This window comes from Massilia aquatica, from assembly GCF_011682045.1.
GTDB classification, from domain to species: Bacteria; Pseudomonadota; Gammaproteobacteria; order Burkholderiales; family Burkholderiaceae_D; genus Telluria_A; species Telluria_A aquatica.
In genome coordinates this window covers 37,362-59,184 of the sequence record NZ_VVIW01000008.1, presented here as the reverse complement: position 1 = coordinate 59,184, position 21,823 = coordinate 37,362, and the positions used below count along the sequence as shown (strand labels likewise).

25 protein-coding genes are annotated in these 21,823 nt (G+C 67.3%); 8 read left to right on the top strand and 17 right to left on the bottom strand.

Translation table 11 applies throughout. The features are described 5' to 3' along the window. Window positions 1-9: 9 nt before the first annotated feature. Complete coding sequence (gene pilN, locus F1609_RS15640; protein WP_167077333.1) at window positions 10-1,680, bottom strand: PilN family type IVB pilus formation outer membrane protein; 1,671 nt, start codon at window positions 1,678-1,680, stop codon at window positions 10-12. Further along, window positions 1,677-2,132, bottom strand: a complete 456-nt coding sequence (locus tag F1609_RS15635; protein WP_167077332.1) for a toxin co-regulated pilus biosynthesis Q family protein — start codon at window positions 2,130-2,132, stop codon at window positions 1,677-1,679. The genes pilN and F1609_RS15635 overlap by 4 nt, the downstream gene beginning before the upstream one ends. A 275-nt stretch (window positions 2,133-2,407) precedes the next feature. On the opposite strand from F1609_RS15635, the gene F1609_RS15630 reads away from it, so the two are divergent. After that, window positions 2,408-3,106 carry a response regulator transcription factor gene (locus F1609_RS15630; RefSeq protein WP_167077331.1) on the top strand — a complete coding sequence of 233 codons (699 nt, stop codon included), beginning with the start codon at window positions 2,408-2,410 and terminating at the stop codon, window positions 3,104-3,106. Between the two features lie 17 nt (window positions 3,107-3,123). Here F1609_RS15630 and F1609_RS15625 read toward each other — a convergent pair whose 3' ends face one another. From F1609_RS15625 to F1609_RS15610, 4 genes are read right to left on the bottom strand one after another with little or no spacing between them, the layout of a single operon-like run. Further along, window positions 3,124-3,606, bottom strand: coding sequence for a hypothetical protein (locus F1609_RS15625; protein ID WP_167077330.1), 483 nt, complete (start codon window positions 3,604-3,606; stop codon window positions 3,124-3,126). Further along, window positions 3,597-5,579: a type III secretion system outer membrane ring subunit SctC gene (sctC, locus tag F1609_RS15620; protein WP_196785441.1), complete on the bottom strand. Its 1,983-nt coding sequence runs from the start codon at window positions 5,577-5,579 to the stop codon at window positions 3,597-3,599. The genes F1609_RS15625 and sctC overlap by 10 nt, the downstream gene beginning before the upstream one ends. Then, on the bottom strand, window positions 5,576-6,001 hold the full coding sequence (locus tag F1609_RS15615) for a hypothetical protein (RefSeq protein ID WP_167077329.1): 426 nt from the start codon (window positions 5,999-6,001) through the stop codon (window positions 5,576-5,578). Before F1609_RS15615 ends, sctC begins: the two co-directional genes overlap by 4 nt. Before the next feature lie 15 nt (window positions 6,002-6,016). Next, complete coding sequence (locus F1609_RS15610) at window positions 6,017-6,250, bottom strand: hypothetical protein (protein WP_167077328.1); 234 nt, start codon at window positions 6,248-6,250, stop codon at window positions 6,017-6,019. Window positions 6,251-6,458: 208 nt separating this feature from the next. Between F1609_RS15610 and F1609_RS15605 the strand changes: the two genes are divergently transcribed. Genes F1609_RS15605 through F1609_RS15585 form a run of 5 tightly spaced genes read left to right on the top strand, consistent with a single transcriptional unit; the run spans window position 6,459 to window position 9,245 of the window. Next, complete coding sequence (locus F1609_RS15605) at window positions 6,459-6,899, top strand: EscF/YscF/HrpA family type III secretion system needle major subunit (RefSeq protein WP_229421908.1); 441 nt, start codon at window positions 6,459-6,461, stop codon at window positions 6,897-6,899. 2 nt (window positions 6,900-6,901) lie between these two features. Then, window positions 6,902-7,717, top strand: a complete 816-nt coding sequence (sctJ, locus tag F1609_RS15600; protein ID WP_229421907.1) for a type III secretion system inner membrane ring lipoprotein SctJ — start codon at window positions 6,902-6,904, stop codon at window positions 7,715-7,717. A 3-nt stretch (window positions 7,718-7,720) separates the two neighbouring features. Next, window positions 7,721-8,314, top strand: a complete 594-nt coding sequence (locus tag F1609_RS15595) for a hypothetical protein (protein WP_167077326.1) — start codon at window positions 7,721-7,723, stop codon at window positions 8,312-8,314. 38 nt (window positions 8,315-8,352) lie between these two features. After that, window positions 8,353-8,979 carry a FliH/SctL family protein gene (locus tag F1609_RS15590; RefSeq protein ID WP_167077325.1) on the top strand — a complete coding sequence of 209 codons (627 nt, stop codon included), beginning with the start codon at window positions 8,353-8,355 and terminating at the stop codon, window positions 8,977-8,979. Between the two features lie 29 nt (window positions 8,980-9,008). Next, the gene (locus F1609_RS15585) at window positions 9,009-9,245 is read left to right on the top strand and encodes a hypothetical protein (RefSeq protein ID WP_167077324.1); all 237 of its coding nucleotides are present in this window, start codon (window positions 9,009-9,011) and stop codon (window positions 9,243-9,245) included. Between the two features lie 229 nt (window positions 9,246-9,474). Here F1609_RS15585 and sctV read toward each other — a convergent pair whose 3' ends face one another. The 6 genes from sctV to F1609_RS15555 all read right to left on the bottom strand — a co-directional run bounded on the left by sctV (window position 9,475) and on the right by F1609_RS15555 (window position 14,635). Beyond that, window positions 9,475-11,568 carry a type III secretion system export apparatus subunit SctV gene (gene sctV, locus F1609_RS15580; RefSeq protein WP_167077323.1) on the bottom strand — a complete coding sequence of 698 codons (2,094 nt, stop codon included), beginning with the start codon at window positions 11,566-11,568 and terminating at the stop codon, window positions 9,475-9,477. Between the two features lie 58 nt (window positions 11,569-11,626). Beyond that, window positions 11,627-11,911: a hypothetical protein gene (locus F1609_RS15575; RefSeq protein WP_167077322.1), complete on the bottom strand. Its 285-nt coding sequence runs from the start codon at window positions 11,909-11,911 to the stop codon at window positions 11,627-11,629. Next, a complete protein-coding gene (locus tag F1609_RS15570) occupies window positions 11,908-12,333 on the bottom strand; it encodes a hypothetical protein (RefSeq protein ID WP_167077321.1) in 426 nt (141 codons plus the stop codon). Before F1609_RS15570 ends, F1609_RS15575 begins: the two co-directional genes overlap by 4 nt. Next, on the bottom strand, window positions 12,330-12,689 hold the full coding sequence (locus F1609_RS15565; protein ID WP_167077320.1) for a hypothetical protein: 360 nt from the start codon (window positions 12,687-12,689) through the stop codon (window positions 12,330-12,332). Before F1609_RS15565 ends, F1609_RS15570 begins: the two co-directional genes overlap by 4 nt. Window positions 12,690-12,700: 11 nt before the next feature. Next, the gene (locus F1609_RS15560) at window positions 12,701-13,891 is read right to left on the bottom strand and encodes a hypothetical protein (protein WP_167077319.1); all 1,191 of its coding nucleotides are present in this window, start codon (window positions 13,889-13,891) and stop codon (window positions 12,701-12,703) included. A gap of 342 nt (window positions 13,892-14,233) precedes the next feature. Beyond that, on the bottom strand, window positions 14,234-14,635 hold the full coding sequence (locus tag F1609_RS15555; RefSeq protein ID WP_167077318.1) for a hypothetical protein: 402 nt from the start codon (window positions 14,633-14,635) through the stop codon (window positions 14,234-14,236). 196 nt (window positions 14,636-14,831) lie between these two features. Here F1609_RS15555 and F1609_RS15550 point away from each other — a divergent pair, with 196 nt between their 5' ends. Beyond that, complete coding sequence (locus F1609_RS15550) at window positions 14,832-15,686, top strand: 4'-phosphopantetheinyl transferase family protein (RefSeq protein WP_167077317.1); 855 nt, start codon at window positions 14,832-14,834, stop codon at window positions 15,684-15,686. A 23-nt stretch (window positions 15,687-15,709) separates the two neighbouring features. Then, the gene (locus F1609_RS15545) at window positions 15,710-16,567 is read left to right on the top strand and encodes a DMT family transporter (RefSeq protein ID WP_167077495.1); all 858 of its coding nucleotides are present in this window, start codon (window positions 15,710-15,712) and stop codon (window positions 16,565-16,567) included. A gap of 15 nt (window positions 16,568-16,582) precedes the next feature. Here F1609_RS15545 and F1609_RS15540 read toward each other — a convergent pair whose 3' ends face one another. From F1609_RS15540 to F1609_RS15520, 5 genes are all read right to left on the bottom strand, one after another. After that, window positions 16,583-18,175, bottom strand: coding sequence for a methyl-accepting chemotaxis protein (locus F1609_RS15540; RefSeq protein ID WP_167077316.1), 1,593 nt, complete (start codon window positions 18,173-18,175; stop codon window positions 16,583-16,585). A gap of 28 nt (window positions 18,176-18,203) precedes the next feature. Then, window positions 18,204-18,965, bottom strand: a complete 762-nt coding sequence (locus F1609_RS15535; protein WP_167077315.1) for a substrate-binding domain-containing protein — start codon at window positions 18,963-18,965, stop codon at window positions 18,204-18,206. A 674-nt stretch (window positions 18,966-19,639) separates the two neighbouring features. After that, window positions 19,640-21,259, bottom strand: coding sequence for a PepSY-associated TM helix domain-containing protein (locus F1609_RS15530; RefSeq protein WP_167077314.1), 1,620 nt, complete (start codon window positions 21,257-21,259; stop codon window positions 19,640-19,642). Continuing rightward, window positions 21,256-21,525: a hypothetical protein gene (locus tag F1609_RS15525; RefSeq protein WP_167077313.1), complete on the bottom strand. Its 270-nt coding sequence runs from the start codon at window positions 21,523-21,525 to the stop codon at window positions 21,256-21,258. Before F1609_RS15525 ends, F1609_RS15530 begins: the two co-directional genes overlap by 4 nt. Further along, a complete protein-coding gene (locus tag F1609_RS15520; RefSeq protein WP_167077312.1) occupies window positions 21,515-21,775 on the bottom strand; it encodes a hypothetical protein in 261 nt (86 codons plus the stop codon). Before F1609_RS15520 ends, F1609_RS15525 begins: the two co-directional genes overlap by 11 nt. Between the last annotated feature and the right edge of the window lie 48 nt (window positions 21,776-21,823).

Genomic DNA, 21,823 nt, shown 5'->3' with positions numbered 1-21,823 from the left:
GCACTTGCCTCACGACCCGGCCATGGCGGTCGGCGTGACCAGGATGACGATTACTTCCTTGTTGCTCTTGCGCGCCAGGCCGCCGAACAGGATGTTGGCCGGATGGCCGACGCCCTGGCGATCGAGGTCGTCGTCGGTCTGCTCGAAGCCGCTGATGATGAGCGTTTCGTTCGACTTCATCGCCACCCGCTGCAGGAAATTGCGGGTGTCGAGTTCGGGCGACTCGATGCTGGTGCTGTCGGCGCCGCCGCTGTTGACCCGGCGAATCTGGCGCAAGGCCGAGATATCGGTGGAAAACTGCAGCATCACCGTGCCGTCTTCGAGCAGATGCGGCAGGATGCTCATGTTAAAGCCCGAGGTCACCATGCCGGGGGTGAGCGTGGTGGTCGACCCGGCCAGCGGCGAGGTGGTCGTTTCCGACGACTTGAGGTAGCTGGTCTGCTTGGCCACCTGCACCGGGACCGGCTGGTTGTTCAGGGTCACCACGGTGGCGCTGGTCTGGCGCCGCACCTTGCCCTGCTGCGAGAGCGCCTGGATCATCAAGGTGCTGCCGGCGAACTTGCTCTTTGACGACGCCAGCACGCCGGCCGAAAACGCCACCGGATCGCTGCCGGGCGTGCCGGCCAGCGTATTGCGGATGCCGTAATTATGCAGCAGGTTGTTGTAGACCAGGTTCCAGTTGATGCCGTATTCGTCGGCGTCGCTCAGGGTCACCGACAGCACCGTCACATTGATCGCGACCTGGCGCGCCATGGCTTGGTTTTCACTGTCGATGAAGGCGGCAATGCGTTCCATGGCGTCCGGCGTATCGACCACGGTGATGCTGCCGGTGGCCGGCGACGCCACCACCTGCCCGTATGCGGAGAGCATGGCGCCGATCGATTTTTGCAGGTTCGAGTAGACCGACAGCTGCGAGCTGACGGCCGTATTCTGATTATTGATGGTGCTCACGCCGCCATTGCTGCCGGCGCTGCCGCCGCCGCTGCCGCTGGACACGCCGCCGCTGGAACTGGCGCCGCTGCTGACGTTGGCGCTGAAACTCGCGTCGCCCGGCAGCGCGTGGATCTGGAACGATCGCACGTCGGTATGGAAGAACAAAATGGTGCCGTTGGCGTATTTCCAGTAGACGCCGTAGCGCGCGGCCACCGTGTCGAGGAAGTTCTGGAAGGTGCCGTTACGGTACGAGATGCGCACCGGCTCGGCCCTGGACGCGCCATTCTTTGACGGCGGCGCGCCAAGCGGCGGCACCATCGGCGCGACGAGTGGCGGCACGCCGGCGACGGCCGGCGCGCTTGCGGCAGGCGCGGACGATGGCGCCTGCGTGCCGCCAGCCACCGCCAGGGCACCGGGCGTCACCTTGGTCGGAATCCCCGAGCGCATGGTGATGCGCTCGGCCAGTTCCGACAGCGACGAGACAGTGCGGTCGAAGTTGGCCTGCTCGCGAAAGACCGGCGGCAGCACCGGCTCGCTGGCCAGCTTGACCACTTTGTGGCCCAGCCAGATGCCGTCCGCATGCACCGCCGCCGGCCCGGCGGCCGGCTTGGCCGTGCCCACCTGGCGCGACAGCTCCGCAATTTTTCCGCCCGGGTCGCCGAAATCCTGGCTGCTGCGGCGCGCAATATCCGAACAAGCGGCCAGGCAGCAAAGCATCAGCAGCGCCGGGGTCAGGCCGGCCCTCATGCTGGCGTCCCTTTGACCACAATGCGCACCACCCGGTTGGCTTTGTAAAAAATGGCTTGTAACGGCGTTTCGGCGCCGGCCATGCTGTGCGCGACCGCTTCGATCGCCTGTTCAAAAGTGCCGCTGATGGCGGTGTCGCGTTCGACCGCGTAATCGACCGGCGCTTCCCACACCAGTTCCCAGGCTTCGCTGGCGGCCCAGCGCACCAGCGCCGCCTTGACAGTCTGGTCGCCGACCCGCAGATGCCAGCTTTGCGGTGCGCGGATGGGTGCTTGCGGCGCCGGCGCGGCCACCAATGCAGGGCGCATGGCCAGCGGCTCGTTCACGCAGCCGGCGGCATATATCCATTGTGCATAGCCAGGCGGCAGCGCATCGGACGTGCCGGCGGCGGCCAGAGGCGCCATGCAAGCGCCCAGCCAGAACAGCACGCCGGGCCGGGAGTGAAATATCATGAACTTAAACATAAGCAGCATCAATCAGAAGCATCACATGAAAAAATGAACCCAGCTTCACCACCGAGGCCGCCGCTTGCGGCGCCTCTGCTGCCAATGAGTGTCGGCAAAGGTGAATCGGTTCCATTAAAACGCAAATATTCTTTGCGCATACGCAGACAGGCCGTCGTTATTGGCTCTAAGCAAAAATGCCTTGCGGCGCACCATGGTTTGCTGATACAACAGCGGCTGCGACAAATACCTCTTCATCAAAGCGTTTTACGGGAACCGACTGGATGCTGATTCAATCCGAGAGCATAGGCTGCTACATACGTAGCGACAGCCTGTTCGCCAGGCTGCAGGCAACATTGCAGCAGGCCGGGTTCAGCTGCGAGCGCTTCGCTTCGGAAAACAGCCTGTCACGCATGCTGAGCCGGCGCGGGTTCGCGCTGCTGATGATCGACATCGGCAACCATCGCGAAGACAGCGAGGATTTCGTTTCGTGGCTGAACTGCCGCACCGGCGACAGCACGCCTGTCATCGCCCTGTCACATGGCACGCCGGAGATGGCGGCGCTGGCGTTGGAAGCCGGGGCCGACGACTTTATCGGCGCTCAGTTCGAGGCGGTGGAAGCGATCGCGCGGATCCGCGCCGTGATCCGGCGCCGCAACCCGACCACCGTGCGCCGTACCATCGCATTGGGGAAGTACACCCTGGACCGCGAAGCGGCCAGCGCCGCCTACGATGGCGTGGTGGTGGAATTGACGCCGCGCGAATTCACCATGGCCTGGCTGTTCTTTTCGTCGCCGGGGGTGTTTATTTCGCGCGGCACCATCGGCGCCTCGATCTGGAGCGCCGACAGCGATGTGGCGGGACGCACGATCGAGCAGCATGTCTACAAGCTGCGCAAGAAGCTGCTGTTCGGGGTGGAGCGGCGCGTGATCATCCGCACCTCGTACAGCCAGGGCTACCGGCTCGAATACACGCCGGAATAGCCAGGCAACGCGCCGCCTTAGCGAACGCGCGCCAGTTCGCGCTCCAGCGCCGCGACATCGCTGCGGCGGCGGCCGATGCTGTCGGCAGGGGCGCTGCCGGCCAGCAGGCGCGCCAGGTCGGCCTGCGCCGACATCAACTCGGTGCCGAGAATGTATTTACGCTCACTATCGAGCTCGCGCTGGCGGCGCGCGTCGATGCGCGGGAAGCTGGCTGGGCCCACCACCGCCACAGCCACCGCCGCCCGTGGGCTGGAACTGGCAAGCGCCACCGGCCTGGGCTCCCTCGGCGGCGCCACGCGGCGCGGCGCGGCTTCGCGCCGCAGCACCAGCTCGCGCAGCACCAGTTCGCGCGCGCCCCTCTGGGACGGGCGAAAGTTGGTGTAGCTGGCCACCCGCGTCACCGGATCGACATACTTGAACAGCGCCGCCTGCGCCGCCGGCATGGTTGATGCCGCCAGGAGCAGGCAGGCCAGGCGCGCCACGGCGCCGCTCAGTGCCATGCCAGCACCTGCCGTTTGTAGGGCACCGAGGGCGGTTTGACCGGCGGTTTGCTCGGCCACATGACATCGGCCAGCACGGTAGCGCGAAGCATGTGCGGCAGCACGTTGACGGCACCCGGGGTTTTCTCTTCGGTGGGCGCAGTGGTGACCGCGGCGATGGGCACGGCGACTGGTGCTTTTGCCGGCGCCGGCGCCGGCGCAGATATCGGTGCGGGTGCGGGTGCGGGTGCGGGTGCGGGAACCGCCACCGCCCCGCTCGCGCGCGCCTGCTGCCGCTGTTCGGCGGCCGCCAGCCGGCGCGCCGCCTTGTTCGCCTTCGACAGCTCGGCCGCCGCCATCCCCACGCTGGTGGTAATGCGCGGCGTGATCAGGAACAGGCGCTCGCGCGTGCTGTGGGTCTGGGTCGAGCTGCGGAACAAGCCGCCAAGCAGGGGCACGTCGCCCAGCACCGGCACCTTCTGGTTCTGGCGCGAGACCGACTCGGCGTGGTAGCCGCCGATCATCAGGGTCTGCTGGGCGTCGACGATCGCCTGGCTGCTGATGTTCGAGCGGGTCACGCTATGCTTGGGACTGTTCTTGTCCATCGACCCATCCTCGATATCGATCTCCAGCCGCACCCGCATCACCGACCCCTCCTGCACGATGCGCGGGACCACCCGCAGCATGGTGCCGACGGTGATATCGGCCAGGTCGGCCACGCGCTCGCCGACCAGCGGCACATAGGCGGTCTGGCTCAGGTCGAGCACCGCCGCCACGTTGTCGAGCGTGAGCACGGTCGGCTTGGCCAGCACGCGGGCGTCGCCGCTGCCCTCCATCGCTTTTAAGCGCGCATAAAAGCGGGCCGCGTTATTAATCAGCAGGGTGGCGCCGGGCAGCGGCAGGTCGATGCCCTGCGATTCGCCGGCGCCGGCGTTCACCGTCGTCGTCGTGTTCCCGCTCTTGATGCCCCACTCCACCCCCAGTTCGGTCAACTTGCTGCGGTCGATGTCGACAATCAGCGCCTCGATTTCAACCTGGCGCGGCTCCACGTCGAGCTCCGCGATCAGGTTCTGGTAAGTGGCGCGCTTGGCCACGTCGTCGTAGATGATGATGGCGTTGAGCGACGGGTCGGCGTCGATGCGTATCCGCTCACCGCGCGCGCCGGCTCCCTTGGCGCGGCGCTTCTCGCCTTGGCGTTCGGCCGCATCGGCGCCATCGGCGCCGTTCTCGGTGCGCTCCTGGGCGCTGCCCTTGCCGACCGGGCCACGGCGCGAGTGCTTGACGCTGCCGGCGTCGAACTCGTTGCCGGGCACGACGCTCTCTTTCGGCGTCATGTCGCTGTCGAGCACGCGGCTCAGGATGGTTTTGATGCCCGGCACCATTTCTTTCTGTCCGCGCGTGGTGATGGTACGGTCGGCGGCGCTGGCGTACTTCAGGCGGAATACCATTACCTGCCTGCCGCTGAGCGGCGCCTCCACCTTGCGATCAGGCAACAGCAGCGCGCGCACCAGGTCGACGTAGACGCGCGGCCCGCTGACCATGACCACGCCCTCGTCGGGCAGTTCGCCCCAGCCGAAGCGCGCATCGAACAGGCCCACGCCGACCAGGGCGGCCTTGGCGTCCTGCACCGCGTCCTCGCCGACCTGCAAGCGCACCGAGACCTGTTCTCCGCGCGGCACCACATACACGGTTTCGTTATAGACGAACCAGCGGAATCTGGCGCTGACGGCGAGGCGGTCGAGGAACTCGGTGCCGGTGGCGGCCTTGATCCGCATGGACGGCAGCAGCGCATCGGGCACGCGGCTGTCGACCTGGACGCCGTAGGCGGCGCCGAACTGGTCGAGCACGCGGCCCAGGCGCAGGCCATTGGCGTCAATGGCGAAGCCGGTGTCGTTCCAGCTGGCGGGGGCCACGGCGGCGGCCGGCGCGGCCTGCATCAGGCAGGCCGCCAGCAGCACGCCGCGGGCGATGAGGGACAGGCGCGGGGGCATCATGGCCGCGCTCCGGCCAGCATGGCGCGCATGCGCTGCTCGTGGCGGGCGGCGCCGCCGGCGGCTGCGCGCTGCTGCGCTGGTGGCGGCGCCAGCGCGGCGCGCCATGCGGCTAGCTGGTCGAGCAATTGCTCCAGCGCCGGGGCGGCCTCGCTCCAGCTGTGGCACGACGGCAGCCAGCAGCTCAGGAGCAGGCCACGGCCGTCGTCGGCCAGCGCGAGGCCGGCATCGAAATCGCGGGCGCTGGCGAAACCGTGCCGCAGCGCCGCCTGCACCTGCTCGCCGCTCGGATCGGACCACAGGCACGCCGCCAGTTCCGCGCCACCCTCACCCGGCCGCAGCCAGGCCGATTCGCCGTCGATGGCGACGCGCGCCCCGAACGGCTGCGCGGCAAGCCAGCCGGCCAGTTGCTTATGATCGTCCACGTGGTTGTCCATCGTTTACTTGGCCTCGGTGAGAACGGTCTTGAGCGGCTTTTCATGCAGCTTGGTTTGCGCCTCCATGGCGCGCCGGCTCACCGAATGCTGCTCCAGCATTTTCATGAAGTCGGCCGGGTCGGGCTCTTCGCCGGCGGCGTCGGCCGCTAGAAAATCGCGCATTTTCATGTCGCTCTCGTCGTAGTGTTTTTCCAGGCGCCGCAGCGCATGCGTGATGTGATTGTTATGGTGTGACATGCTTTTTCTTCCTCGTAGCGGATGATGAACGGCAGCGGCAACAGGGCGGCAATGTGGTTGAGTGGGAGCCTCCCCGCATTTGGTTCACGCCGATCGAAAAAATAGTTCCGGGCTGGCCGGAACCATCCACGCGAGGCCAACACTTATCCAGTGCATTCGCAACGATCGACCCGATCATTTCCTTCCCTCACCCTGCGCGAGTAAAGCCATGCAAATTCCAGATAGTCTGATCACCAAGATACCGGCCGCCGCCCCGGATGCCGCGCCGGCTACCGCCGGCGGCAAGGACGTGCTGCGCCTCGCCCCCGTCAGCGACACCGAATTTCGCGAGATTATGGCGCGCCATGTCGGCCAGGATGGCGGCGCCGTGCCCAAGGCCAGCGCGGCGGCGGCTGGCGCGCACCCGGGTTCCGGCCCGGTCTCGCTTGGCGAGCACGTCATGCAGCGCGCCAAAAACCTCTCCGGCGAGCTGCAAAAGGACCAGCAATACATTTCCAGGACCCTGGAGCAGGCGACCCGCTCGGGCGACTCGATGCAGCTGATGAAAGCCATGCTGTCCCTCTCCGACTACCAGACCCGGGTGCAGTTCGTCTCCAAGGCTGCCTCCAAGGCCGCCGGGGCGCTCGACCAGCTCACCAAGCTGCAATGACCATGAAACCGCTCCGTCCCCTCCTGCCACTGCTGCTGTGCGCCCTGCTGGCCGGTTGCGGCAACCGCGCCAACCTCCAGGTCGGCCTGAACGACGCCGACGCCAACGAAATCGTCACCCTGCTCAACCGCTACGGCATCGAGGCCGAGAAAGTGACCACCAAGGAGGGCGTGACCCTGACCCTGGACGCCGACGACATCGCGCGCGCCACCACGGCCATGCAGGCGGCCGGCCTGCCGCGCCGCGCGCTGTCCGACCTGGGCAAGATCTTCAAGAAAGACAGCATGATCTCGACCCCGCTGGAAGAGCGGGCGCGCTATATTCACGGGCTGTCGGCCGAACTCGAATCGACCTTGCAGCAGTTCGACAACGTGATTTCGGCGCGGGTGCACGTGGTGCTGCCCGAGCGCATCGCGCCGGGCGAGCCGATCCAGCCCTCCTCGGCCGCCGTATTCGTCAAGTACCACGGCACGGTGGACGAAGACCTGCTGCTGCCGCGCATCCGCCAGCTGGTCGCGTCGAGCATCCCCGGCCTGTCGGGCGAAGGGGGCCGCGCCAAGGTATCGGTGGTGATGGCGCCCACCACCGCCTACACCGCGCCGGATATCGAATGGACCGATGTGGGGCCGTTCCGGGTGCAGCCGGGTTCCGCCAGGGCGCTCGGCATGACCCTGCTCGGCCTGGCGCTTGCCGTGGCCCTGGCGCTGGCCGGCCTGCTGTTCGCGCTGGGGCGCTACCATCCGGCCACGGCGGCCTGGTTCAGGAGCCACTTCGGCAAGCCGCCGCCCTTCAGCGCCGACACGGCCGTGCGGGACTAGCCGATGATGCCCGCCGCGCCGCTGTGCGATGACTTTATCGACTGGTGGTTCGCGCCCTGGCGCGCTGCCGCAGGTCCGCCGCCGCATGCCGCCATGGCCGGCACGCTGTCGCTGCGCGACGGCTATCACGCGTGGTGCGCGCAGCAGGACCTGGCACCCGCACTGCCGCCCGACTTCGACGCCGCCTGGGCCGAGGCCAGCGGCACCGATCCGGCCGCCCTCGGCGCCGCCGCGCGCCTGTACGGCGGCCTGCTGGCCGCGCGCAACCAGGACGCGCCTGCGCTGGCCACGCTGCCCGCTCCCGAGCGCAGCTGGTGCCTGAGCACGGCCGCCACCCAGCCGCTGGCCTGCTACGGCCGCGTACTCTACCTCGCCAGCGACACGCTGGCACTGCGCGGCCTGTGCGAGCTGGCCTGCCATCTGCAAGCGGCGTTTCCCGGCCTGTGGCCGCGCCTGCGCTGCGGCGTTGACGGCGCCAGCGCGGCGCGCATCGACGAACTGCTGGCCGCCATGCCGCAGCCGCTGGACGGCGCCGCCGCACACCGCGTCAGGCGCTGCTGGCTGCTGTGCCGCGCGCGCGCCATGCGCGCTGCCTGAAGCGGCGCCGACTCCTTCAATCCGAACAAGGCTATTCCATGAACGACTTCTGCGTTGCCAAGATCACCACCGAGTCCCTGCTGCGCGCCGATCATGGCGTGTGGCGTGCCGAGTCGCTTACATTGACGCGCGACGCGCGCGCAGCCGCCGGGCATATCGTCAACGAGGCCAGAGGCGAAGCCGAACACCTGCGCCTGCGCGCCGCCGGCGAGGCGCTGGAAGCGGTGCGCGAGGCCGAGCAAGAGGCGCTGGCGCGCATGGCCGCGCTGCTGGCCCAGCTGGAACAGCGCCACGCGCAACTGCTGGACGGGGCGCAGACGCTTGCCGTCGACCTGGCCCTTGCCTTGTTCGAGCGCGTGCTGGCCGAGACCACCCCACGCGAGCGCGTCGCCGCCAGTTGCCGCCGCCTGTTGCAGGAAGCTCCGCGCAGCCTGGCGCAGCCGGTGCTCTACCTGCATCCCGACGACAGCGATCTGGCGCCGCCGGATGTGGCGTGGGAGCGCAAGACCGACACTACCCTGGCGCGCGGCGCCTGCCGCCTGGAAGCGGGCGGCGGCGAATGGCGCGCCGACTTCACCGCCGGCGCCGCCGCGCTCAGGGACGCCTTTCACGGCGCCGCCCTGCCGGCACTCGATTTCCCCACCGACGCATTGCAGCACGCTTGACCTCCCCCACCACTCTTACCGGAGACACCATGACTGAATCGATCGACAACGGCATCGCGCAGCGCATCAGCGAGCTCGCTGTCCTGGAACAGGAACGGGCCACCCTGGCCAGCCAGCACGAGGGCATGCTCCCCCCCTCGGCCAAACTCAAGGTCAAGGAACTCGACGTGCGCATCGCCATGCTGGCCGATAACATCCTGTCCGACCTGAACGTGAGCGCCGATATCAACAGGCGCGCCAACCGGATCGCCGTCAGAAGCATCTGATCGAGTCCGGTTGCAACGACAAACGGCCCGACGGGCCGTTTTTTTACCATCCGGGCTGTCATTCCCGCCACTGGCGTAAATGACTTCCCGCCACTGGCGTAAATGACTTCCCGCGCAGGCGGGAATCCAAGGCATCTTTGCTAAGCGACTGTGCCTTGGATTCCCGCCTGCGCGGGAATGACGGAGCTTAGTTTCGGGACAAAAGCACTTTAACTCAGGAGCGTCAGGACTACACCTCGATCATGCCCACCGGCTGCACCCGGCTGTGCTGGGTCAGTTCGGAGAATGCAAACACCGGCACCGAAAAGAACTCTTCCTCGATCAGGTTGCGCACCGCGCGGCGGATGTCGGCCGCCGTCACCAGCACCGGCGGCGCCGATGGCGTGCCGCGGGTACCGGAGAACTCCCCGAGCCGGCTCAGGATCGTCTGTTCCAGTTCCGGTTCCAGCTCCAGATAGGTGCCCTGGCTGGTCTGGCGCATCGCCGCGCGCAGTTGATCCTCGAGTTCGGGCGCGAGCAGCACCACCTCGATCAGGCCGTCGCGCGCCACCTCATGGCACAGCTGACGCTTGAAGGCCAGCCGCACATAGTCGGCGATGACGTCCGGGTCGCGCTCCTTGGGCGCCCATTCCAGCGTGGTTTCCAGCAGCAGGCGCGCGTTGCGCAGCGAGACGCCCTCGCGCGCCAGGCGCTGGATCACCTCGGTCAGGCGCGGCAGGGTCACGCTCCTGGCCAGCTCCTTGCCCAGTTCCGGAAAGCGGCGGTCGGCCCAGGCGGTGAAACGCTGCACCTCGTGCACGCCGATGAACATCTGGCAGTTGCGCAGCATTTCGACCTGGACGTCGCCCGCGAACACCTGCTCCCAGCCCACGTACTGTACGCCGGCCTCCTGCAAGGCCGCTTCGTCGGCCAGCTCCACCCAGACGCGCTGCTGGCGCGTGCCGGCCAGCTTGTCCTCGTGCGCCGCAAATCCCAGTTCACCCAGGCGCTCGACCGATTCGGCGGTGGCGGCCCAGCCGCTGCGCATCTCGACGTCGATCAGCGGAATATCGGCCATCAAAAAATGAATGCGGCCGGACGGCACCGAGTCGCGGTAGTCGAATTCGATCGGCTGCAGGTCCGGTATGCCTTTCTGGTCCAGCACATTGTTGCGCATGATGCGCAGCGCGCAGGTGACGGTATCGGCCGCCTCGGTGCCGCGCATGTCCGGCGCCATGCGCACCGCGAACGGGCGGGTGGCGGTGAAGGTGGTCAGGTCGACGATGCCGGCGTTCTGGCGCTCCACCTCGGCCGTCTGGACCATCTGCGCCGCCATCGCGCGCGGCTTGAGCATGCCGGCCGCGCCACCGCCGCCCAGCAGCAGCGCCAGCAGCATGAACACGGCGGTCGGCATCCCCGGAATCATCCCGAACAGCAGCATGATGGCGGCCGCCGTCAGCAAGGCGCGCGGTTCGCCGAACAGCTGGGCGGCGATGTCCTGGCCGATGTTACTGGGGCCGGCGTCCGGATCGTCGTCTTCCACCGGCACGCGGGTGGTGATCATGCCGGCCGCGAGCGAAATGAGCAGGGCCGGGATCTGGGCGATCAGGGCGTCGCCGATCGACAGGATGGCGTACAGGCGCACCGCCTCGCCCGCCGTCATACTGTTCTGTAACATGCCGATGGCGATCCCGCCCACCAGGTTGACCACGACAATAAAAATGCCGGCGATCGAGTCGCCCTTGACGAACTTCATGGCGCCGTCCATGGCGCCGTGCAGCTGGCTCTCCTGGCCCAGCAGCGCGCGTTTTTTCTTGGCTTCTTCGGCGGTCAGGATGCCGGCCCGCAGGTCGCTGTCGATCGACATCTGCTTGCCGGGCATGGCGTCGAGCGAAAAGCGCGCCGACACTTCGGAGACCCGCTCCGAGCCCTTGGTGATGACGATGAACTGCACCACGGTCAGGATCAGGAAGATCACCAGCCCGACCACCAGGTTGCCGCCGACGACGAAGTTACCGAAGGTTTCGACAATGTGGCCGGCATCGCCTTCGAGCAGGATCAGGCGCGTGGTGGCCACTTCCAGCGCCAGCCGGAACAGCGTGGTGAGCAGCAGCACCGTGGGAAAGGTGGAAAACGCGGTCGGTCCGGACATGTACATCGACACCACCACCATCAGGCCGGCCACGCACAGGTTGAGCGCGATCAGGATGTCGAGCAGCCAGGCCGGCATGGGCAGCACCAGCATGAAGACGATGGCGATCACCAGGCCGGCGGTCGCCAGTTCGGCGCGCTTGGCCATGCGGGCGGCGAGCGCGTTGATGGACATGACGATTTTGTTGAGCATGAGATTCCTTGCGCGGTGATCGAAGTGGAACGGGTGGGTCCGGTGCTGCGGGTTCGGCTCAGGCGCTGGCGCGGCAGCGGCGCGCCAGCACCGAAGTCCAGGATGGGCAGGCGGCGTCGCGCGCCAGCAAGCCCAGGGTGTCGTCGTCGGGGCCGTCGAACAGTTCGACCTGGGCATAGGCCACCAGCAGCGCCAGGCGTTCGTCGTCCGGCCAGATCTGCCGGCACACCCGGCCGAGGCGGTAGGCCTGGGCGAACTGGCCGGTGTTCAGGTGGCCCCACAGCAGGCCGATGGCCACGCTCAGGTCGACCTCCATGGGAACGTGGCGCTGGCGCAGTTTCATGCCGCCGCTCCCTGGTCGGCGCCATAACGGGCCAGGTCCATCTGCTGCAGGCGCAGGCGCAGGCGTACCGCGTCTTCCACCACCATGATGGCGGCCAGGCTGTCGCCGCGCTCGGCCTGATCGAGCGCCAGCGAATAGTCGACCAGGCGCTTTTGCAGCGCGCGCAGGCCGGGCAAGGGATCGCGCGACCAGGCCGGATTGGCCACCGTCAGCGCGGCGCCGAGAAAGCGCGTGAGCGGCGCCAGCGTTTCCTGGCCGGCCGGGTGCGCAGGCGGCAGCGAGGCCGTTTCTTCCCACGGCGACAGGTCGTTGCGGTTGACGGCCGGACTGCGGCGCGGCGCCAGCGGTTCGGCGATGCCGTCGTAGCCGTCGCCATGCCGTACGTCGGCGCGGCTGGCGCCAGTCGATGAGATGCGGCTCATGCCAGCAGCTCCCGCGCCGCCTGCCATTGCGCGGCGTCGGGCAGCATGGCCTCGCCGGACGACTTGTCGCGCAGGCGCCGCACCACGTACCAGCTGCCGTCGCCCAGCATGGCCGGCAGCCAGGCGCCGTAGCGCGCCGGCATGGATGCGCGCCGCTGCAGCACGCTGTGTGGCTGCACGCGGTGCGCGTGCTCGCGTGCGAAGCCGAGCGCCACCAGGGCCCCGTCCGGCAGGGGATAGGCCAGCAGGCACAGGCCATCGGCCTGCGGCTGGCGCATCACGACCTGGCCATCCCTGGCCTGGCGCACCAGCTGCGCCGCTGCTTGCGCTACTGTTTGCGCTGTTGTTTGTTCCACTGCTTGCTCCATCAGGTGCTCCCGGCGGTGTGGTGGTCATGTCGCAGGCGCGACTGCAACGCGTCGGCAGGCGCGCTTGATACGGTCGGTAACGCGGCATGCTGTTCGACGGTCATTTCGTGTAACTGGTCGAGCAGCCGTTTGCGCTGCGGCAGCGCCTCGCCGCCCCACATGGCGTCCGGGCAGCGCGCGATGACGCCGCGCAGCGCGCCGCAGGCACCGGCGCGCTGGCGCGGTGTCAGGCGCTCCATGTCGGCCAGCTGGCGCAGCAGGGGTTCGGCATGGCCGACATCCGGCTCGCCCAGGCGCAGCAGCAGCCGGGCCAGGGTGTCCTGCGCGGCCAGCGGCGTGGTGGCCGCCCGCTCCGATATCTCGCGGCGCAGTTCGCCGGCCAGCGCGTAGCTGGTGTTGACCAGCTGGAAGCAGGCGGCGTCCTGTAGCGACAGCCACAGACGCGGCCCGGCGCGCCCGCGCTGGCGCAGTTCGGCGTGCAGCTGCGCCGGCGGACGGCCCAGCGCGGCGGCGGCGCCGGCCTGGCCGGCCCGGCTGAGCAGGATGTCGAGCAGAGCGGATGGCACCAGCGGCGCGGCGCGGCCGCCATCGGCAACGGCGCCGAACTGGCGCCGCAGGGCCGACAACGAGGCATCGCTCGCGGCCGCTGGCGTGGCCGCATGGAGCGCGGCCAGCACGCCTTCGAAGGCATCGGCATGCTGACGACCCTGCGCGATGGCGGGGCCGTGGCGCGCGGTCAGGGCAGCCTGCATCGCGTCGAGTCTGGCGCCGACAGCCTCGCGCTGGCCGCTGCCATCGTCCGATTGAAGCTCCAGCATCTCGCGCGCCTGCTCCAGCAGCATCTGGCGCTGGAGCGCATCGTCCGTGTCGCGTCCGCGTTCGAGGCCATCGTCCCCATGTCCCGACAGGGACGCGATCAGCTGCGCGGCCGCTGTCTTGAGCGCCGTGTCGTGATCGTCGTGGGCGGCGGCAGGCTGCGGGGACTGGGTGCGCGACAGGCGGCGCGTCAGCGGCACGCGCACCTTGGGCAGGTGCGCCTGGACCGCGTCCATGCCGGCCAGGTCGTCGAAGCCGGCCCTGCCCTGGGCATGGCTGGCGGCGGCGGCCGTTGCGGTGGCCGATGGCGCCAGCGCGGCGTGCCTGAGCGCGGCCGCCTGGGTCTGTAGCGACGAAATCGCTAGCGTGGCCATGATGCGGCTACGGCTGGCGAGCGTCAACCGGGGCTTTGCGGCCCAGGCCGCGGTGTCGCCGCTCCGCATCCGGGGATGGATCTGGCGTGCGCGTGGCAAAGCTTGCGGGGATCGGTGACAGGTGTGGCGCGCGTGAAGACGATGGCATGGTGTCGATGTGGACGCTTCCCGCCGGCGGATGTCGTCCGCACCGGCTTTCGGCGTACCCTCCGTATGAGTGGTCAGGGATGCCGGGGCCGTCCGCGTGACGACTCCCTTGCCGTCATATGTAACGCGTGAGCGCGCTTGGTTCCATGCCAGGCAATCTGATTGGCCGACGATGCCATGTCGCGCTGACGGCAACTACGGTTCAATGTCAACCTGCGCAAAGCCCGCGTCCATCAAGAACTGCTTCACTTTGATGACAAGTGGATCAGCTTCCGACATCTTGCTTTTACCTTGGATTGCTTGCATGAGCGTGCGACGACGTTCCAGCACGACACGCCATTGACCATAGTTGGGACGACTGGGTTCATGAAGAGCATAGCCGCCGACGCAAATGAGATAAGAGGAGCCAGCGAACCTGGCCCTGTTCACCCAGCCAAAGTCTTCCATGCAGACGACCCGGGCCTCAATTCCCTCGGCACACAGCGCCGAAACTAGCCAGTAGGAAACGTCTTCACCAAAACAGCAATCATTGATGAAATTATCTCCAACCACGGACAGGTTGAATCGATCGGTCATGAATGCGACACTGACGGCCATGGAACGCCCCCTTCGATATGGCGGATTGATAGTAAGCTTATGCAATTAAGACGGCTTGGCCTTCGAAACGCAATAGCCTGGCAGCTCAAGCCACATCAGCCCCTGCTTGCACGCATCCCGCTTCTGCTAGACTTGAAGCCTTTCCCATTGTCGGGTTCGCACCAGCTTCCAAGCCCGCATAACGCCAACGCCATTGATGACACCAGACAGCTTCAGCGCTCCCGGCGCCGCCCTGCCCCTTGACGCCGGGCACATCCACATCTGGCTGGTCTTCTACCAACATCTCACCGAGCCTGCCCTGCTGTCAAGCATGCTCGCGCTGCTCAACGACCAGGAGCGCGCGCAGCAGCTGCGCTTTCACTTCGCCGACGACCGTCTGCGCTACCTCGCTACGCGCGCCCTGGTGCGCAGCGTGCTGTCGCGCTACGCTCCGCTGGCGCCGGCCGACTGGCGGTTCACCCCCAACGATTACGGACGCCCCGCCATCGCCAACGAGCACGCGCAGGCGCGCACGCTCGGCTTCAACCTCTCGCATACGCGCGGCCTGATTGCCATGGCGGTCACGCGCGACCGGGTGCTGGGGATCGATGTCGAGAACCTGACGACACGCCAGGTCTCGGAGGGCATCGCCGAACACTTTTTCTCGCCGGCGGAAGTGGCGGAACTGGCCACGGTGCCCGCCGAACGCCGCCAGGACCGTTTCTTCGAGTACTGGACCTTCAAGGAGGCGTATATCAAGGCGCGCGGCATGGGCCTGTCGATTCCACTTGACCGCTTCAGCTTCGATTTTCCCGACGAACGCCAGGTGCGACTGTCCGTCGAATCCGACCTGGGCGACGCCCCCGAACGCTGGCGTTTCTGGCAGTTCCGGCCAGCGCCAGGCTACCTGCTCGCGCTGTGCGCCGAGCGACTCGATGGCGCACCGCCGCAGCTGACTGTGCGCAGCGCCATCCCGACCGTCTCCGACGCGCCCTTTGCGTGGACGCCGCTCAAAGTTTCCGGTGCGAACGACGCCGCGCCCTCGCCCCAAGCGCAGGCGGCGCCTCCTTGACCAGCCACCGCGGCGCCCTGGCGATGGCGCATGTCGCAGCGGTCCTGTTCGGCCTGACCGGTATCTTCGGGGCGCTGATCCACGCCGACGCCACCGTCATCACGTTCGGGCGCGCCGCCTTCGCCGTGGCCGCGCTGGCGCTGTTCGCCCTTGTCCAGCAGCGCCCCCTGCTGCGCGGCCTGGACCGCTACAAGCTGTGCATGGTGATCCTCAGCGGCCTGCTGCTGGCGGCGCACTGGGTCACCTTTTTCATCGCCGTGAAAGTCGGCGGCGTGGCGGTCGCCACCCTCGGTTTCGCCAGCTTCCCGGCCTTCATCGCGCTGCTGGACATGCTGGTGTTCCGCGAGCGCATCGGCGCCCGCGAAGCGGCCCTGCTGGCCCTGGTCAGCCTGGGCCTGGTACTGGTCGCGCCGTCGTTCGACATGGGTGACCGCGGCACCGTCGGCCTGTTGTGGGGCGTGCTGTCGGGCCTGACATTCGCGCTGCTGGCCGTGGCCAACCGGCGCGGCGCGCGCGGCATGGATGCGCTGCAAGTCGCATTCTGGCAAAACCTGGTGGTGACGCTGGCGCTGGCGCCCTTCGCGGCCGCCGGCCTGGGTGCGCCGGCGCCGTTGGACTGGCTCTATCTGGCCCTGCTAGGCGTGTTCTGCACGGGCCTGGCGCAATACCTGTTCGTCAAGAGCCTGGAAGGCTTGAACGCCCGTAGCGCGGGCATGATCATCGCGCTCGAACCGGTGTACGCGATCGCCTGCGCCTGGTGGCTGTTCGCGCAACAGCCGGCGCCGCGCATGCTGGCCGGGGCGGCGCTGATCGTCATCGCCATCGTGCTGGCGGCGCGCGCCAGGGCGCCCGCGCCGCTTGCGCCAGACACTGCCGCGTGAGCGGCGCGCCCCTTCCTAACGCGGCAGCGCCAGCACGCCCGGCGCCGCCAGCGGGCGTGCATCGAGCGCGCTGAGCTTGAACGCCTGCGCCACCTGGGCCAGCGCGGCCGCGTCTTCCTGCATCGAAGCGGCGGCCGCCGCGGCCTGTTCGACCAGCGCGGCGTTTTGCTGGGTCACCTGGTCCATCTCGATGATGGCCTGGTTGATCTGCTCGATCCCGGCGGTCTGCTCCTGGCTGGCCGAGACGATGTCTTTCATGATGTCGGTCACTTTCTGGACGCTGGCCACCACATTGTTCATGGTGGTGCCGGCCTGATCGACCAGCCGGGTCCCGGCTTCGACCATGTCGACCGAATCTTCGATCAGGGTCTTGATTTCTTTCGCCGCCGCCGCCGAGCGCTGCGCCAGGTTGCGTACCTCGGATGCCACCACCGCGAAGCCGCGCCCCTGCTCCCCGGCACGCGCCGCTTCGACCGCCGCGTTCAGGGCCAGGATGTTGGTCTGGAAGGCGATGCCGTCGATGACGCTGATGATGTCGACAATACGGCGCGAGGAAGTGTTGATCGAGCGCATCGTCGAGACCACCTCCGACACCACGGCGCCGCCTTTTTCCGCCACCTCGGACGCGCTCAGCGCCAGTTGGTTGGCCTGGCGCGCGTTGTCGCCGTTGCGCCTGACCGTGTCGGTCAGTTCCATGATCGAGGCGGTGGTTTCTTCAATTGAGCTGGCCTGCTGTTCGGTGCGGCCGGACAAGTCCATATTGCCCCTGGCGATCTCGATCGAAGCGGAAAGGATCCGGTCCGAACCCGCGCGCACCTTGCCGATGGTCTTTTCCAGACTGGCATCCATGTCGCGCAGGGCCGCCAGCAACTGCCCTGTCTCATCGGTGGAGGTCACCTCGATATGCTCGCTCAGGTCGCCCGTGGCGACCCGGTTGGCCACTTCGACCGCGCGCCGCAAAGGCTTCTTGATGGAACCAATGACGATGTACGACAGAAACGCCCCCAGCACCAGGCCCAGTCCCAGGGTCGCCAGCATCAGGGTGCGTGCGGTCGCGCTCGTCTTGTCGGCGGCCGCAAAGGCGCCTTGGGCTTCGCCCTTCTGCTGCACCATGCGGGTCAGCAGGGCTGCACGCGCGGCTTCGAATTTCTTTTCGGAATCGACCTTGAGCTGGGCGCTGGCCGCCTCGTAGTCGCCGCTCTTGGCCAGGGTGACCACCTTGTCGCCGGCGGCGGCGTACTGCTCCCACGCCGCTTCGAAGACGCCGGCCTGGGCTTTCGCATCGCTCGACTGCAGGGAGCGCTTGTAGCTGTCCAGGCTCTTTTTCAACTTGGCGTTGACCAGCGCCACCTCGCGGTAGGACACCTCGGCCGCCTCCGAATTTTCGGCCCCCATGCCGCCGATCACCAGGGTGCGCGAGCGGTACATATCACCGAGCACCTCGCCCAGGCTGACCAGCGGCACGGTGCTGTCTTCATAAATGGTGCGCATGCTCTCGTTGCTGGCGGACAAGCCGCGCAAGGCGACCAGGCCCACCACGGCCAGCGCGGTGAGCAAGGTACCGGTCAGGATCATCAGGCGGGTGCTGATATTGACGTTGTATAACATGGGCGGGCGCTCGGCAAGGTTGGGGAAATTACTTCACTTTAAGGTAGTCGGCCAGCTTCTTGGCCGCGCCCGTGGGTGCGCCGATGGTGACCAGCCCAAGCGGACGCGACATGGCAGGCGCGCCGATGGTCTTGCTGTCGCCCGCTCCGGCCTTGACATGCACGTCGGCGGCCGGCCCGAAGCCGCCGGGCGTGCGCGAGACCCAGGTGATCACTTCGCGCGGCGACTGCGCTTCCAGCGCGCCCTTGGCGTACTCGGCGCCATCCATGATGGTTTTCTGGAACACCAGGCTCGGAATCATGCCCGCCTTGGTCACCACCACCTTGATCGGCAGGTCGGCGCCGCCGACTTCTTTCCAGTTGGTGATCTTGCCGGTGGCCATATCCTTGAGCTGGGCCTTGCTCAGTGCCGTGACGCCATTCGATTTGTGCACCACGACAACCAGCTCGTCTGTTCCGATTTGCGTGAATACCAGGTTGTCCGGAATCTTGATGTCCTTGCTGGCGGCCTTGGCGGCCTTTTTGCCGGCCTCGATCGAGTCGGCCAGGGTGTCCCCCACCGCCGCCACGCTGACCTTGCCTTCGGCCAGGGCGACCATGCCGTTGCCGGTCCCGACACCGTTGACCTTGATCTCGACGCCGGTGGCCTTGAGGATTTCCGCCGCGCGCGGCTCGAGCACGTCTTTCTGCGGGGTGGTGCCGCCGGAGATTTCCAGCACCTCCGCAGCGCCGGCGCCGCCGGACAGGCTGGCGATCATGAGGGAGAGCAGTACGAAGGCAGGCGCTTTCATTGTGTATCCTTTATGGGAGTCGATCATCGGGAACGGCAAGGTCATCTGACATAGTTTCCATGCGCCAACTGACAAACCAGTGTACGGCGGCTCACCGGAACACACAAGAAAATGCGAACTGGGTGGGTGCGAAATGTGTCGTGTTGTTGGAAACATGCGATAGGCGCGGCTTTCGCTTTGCTTGGAAGCATGTAATCGAACGGATGAGGAGCAAGCGCATACTGTTGAGCGCGGCGAGGACGAAACAATCAGTTTGCCAGATCGTCTACGTTGCAGACACGGCTCGCGCGGTGCTTCGCCACCCGCAGCGGCTATTCCGGCCTGTCACGCTCCGCGCGGGGACACTTGAAGTACCACTGGCAGGCACCGGTTTGCGCGCCGCCTTGGCCAGGTGCGCGGCTGCTTGCGCTTACAACGACGTTGCCTGCCCGGCACGCGGATACGCTTTTGTCAGGCTAAAGGCGGTATGGATATCGGGACGCAGCTTCTTGATATTGTCAGCAACAGCGCTCTGCAACAGGCAACGCCGGAGAATAGCGCGCCACCGTACAGGTAGAGCCCGTTCTGTTGACTCAGGACACCAACATGGAGTCTTTTCATTGGCCCACGCCGCGGACGGGAATACATGCCGCGGGCGGCGCGATCGACGCCTGCTCCGGAAAGCCTGAACGCCGTCAGGCGCTGCGCCGCTGCGCGCTCTCCACGGCGGCCGTGGCCGCGGCCGCTGCGTCGAGTATCCGCAATGACCACACGCTGTGCGGATCGCCATGGCGGCCGCGCCTGAGGGCCGCCCGCGCCATCGTCCAGAACGCCCAGCCGGCGCCCAGCGCCACCGCGTTCACGCTCACCACCACCGACTCGCCGCGCCACAGCGACAGCAGCGGATTGACGCCGCTGGCGGCCCACTGCGCCAGCGGAATGGCCAGCGTCAGCGCGGCGCACAGGGACAGCAGTTCACAGGCGGCGCGCGCCGGCGGCCGGACGAACGCCCACGCAACAGCCAACAGGAACACCGCATAGTAGCCGCGCTCTTCCCACAGCGGCAGCTCGCCCGGTGCGGCCGGGAACAGTTTATTGACCAGGAAAACCGCCGACACGCCCGCCACGCAGCCGAGGCACACGCCCAGGGTGGCCTGGGCCATCAGACGCCCGCTCAGCGGCTGGCGCTGGGCCAGGCGCTTGCGGCGTGCTTCGATCCACAGCAAGTTCCCGCTGTAGAACAGGAAGGCGCCCGCCAGTCCGAGCAGGAAATACAGCCACTGTACCGGCGCATGGCCAAAATTTCCATAGTGCAGCGTTTGCAGGCCGCGCAGGAAGGTCGTGCCGGGGCTGTACTGCTGCGGCGTGATCACCCGCAGCACCGCGCCGCTGGCCGCCTGCACCACCACCGAGGCGGAACTGGTCAGCGTGCGCTGTCCGATGTCGCCATACGCGACGACCTGCGCATTGGCGTCGCCCGCGTGCTGATAGTGCACTTGCGCCACCCTCATGCCCGGCGCCGCCTGGCGTATGCGCGCCAGCAGCTGGTCCGCGCCCAGCGGCGGCGCGGCCACGCCGGCCGCCCTGGCGGGTGCGCTGGCCGCGATATCGGGCTGGATCAATTGCAGCAGCTTGCCGTCGAACACCAGGAACTGGAACGGCGCCAGCAGCAGCACGCCCAGCGCCAGCACCGCCCCGCTCCAGGCAAACATGATATGGAACGGCAGCGACAGGATGCCGATCACGTTATGCGCATCCTGCCACATGCGCTTGAGGTTTTTGCCGACGCGCAGCGCAAACAGATCCTTGAGAAACTGCGGCGCGTACGCCACCACGCCGGACGCCAGCGCCAGACCGTACAGGATGCAGACCACGCCGAGCACGTAGATGCCCCAGCTGGCGGGCAGCCCGGCTGTGTAGTGCAGGCGGTACAGGAAATGCGACAGCTCCGATTGCGGCTTCTCGTCCTGCAGCGTGCCGTCGGACGCCAGGCGGAACTGGTGCTCGGTCTCGCCGCCGCCCTTGGCTTGCTCGTGCCAGTCGAGCGTCAGATGCGGTTCGTTCAGGCTGGGCAGATGCAGGGTGAACGATTCCTTTGCCTGCGGGTGCTGGTGCAGGACGGCGTCGATCAGCGCTTGCGCGCCCGCCTCCGACTGCATCGGCGCGCGCGTCGACGAGGGTGTCTCCCAGGTATGCAGTTGCTTGTTGAAGACGCTGATGGCGCCGGCGTAAAAGGCGATGAACAGGGCAAAGCCGGCCACCAGGCCGACCCAGGTATGCAGCGCAATGTAGGTCTTGAGGGTGGATGACTTCATGCCGCGATCCTCAGCAGGCCGGCCGCCTTGAGTGCATGGATCAGGCCGAAAACGGCCAAGGTCGCGCCGCCCATCCACAGCCAGGCACGCAGTGCGGTCTTGAAATGATAGGCCAGCGCCATCGCCCCCACCCAGGCCGGGAAGAACATCAGCAGGATCGGCAAGGTGTCGCGCTGCTGGTTGCCGCTCAGCAGTGCCAGCAAGCCCACCACGGCCACGCCGAGCGGCGGCGCGAGGAAGATGGCGGCGAATGATTTACCCCACATGGCGCCTCCGGCTCCAGGCGTCCAGGTACGGCAGCGCCACCAGCGCCAGCATCAGCGCGGACAGCGAAATGAAGACGCCGCACCAGAAACCGTAGCCATGGCTGGCCGCCAGCACCGAGGCGGCGCACAAAGGCAGCGCCAGCGCGCGCAGCGGGCGCCTGGGCGCCGCCGCCCACAGGCACTGGTGCGGCGAGGCCAGGTAAAGAGCAAGCGCGGCCAGAAAGGCCGCGCCGATGGACATCCAGATCATGTGACACCTTTTGAATGAGACTTATTCTCAATGGCAGGAATGATAACG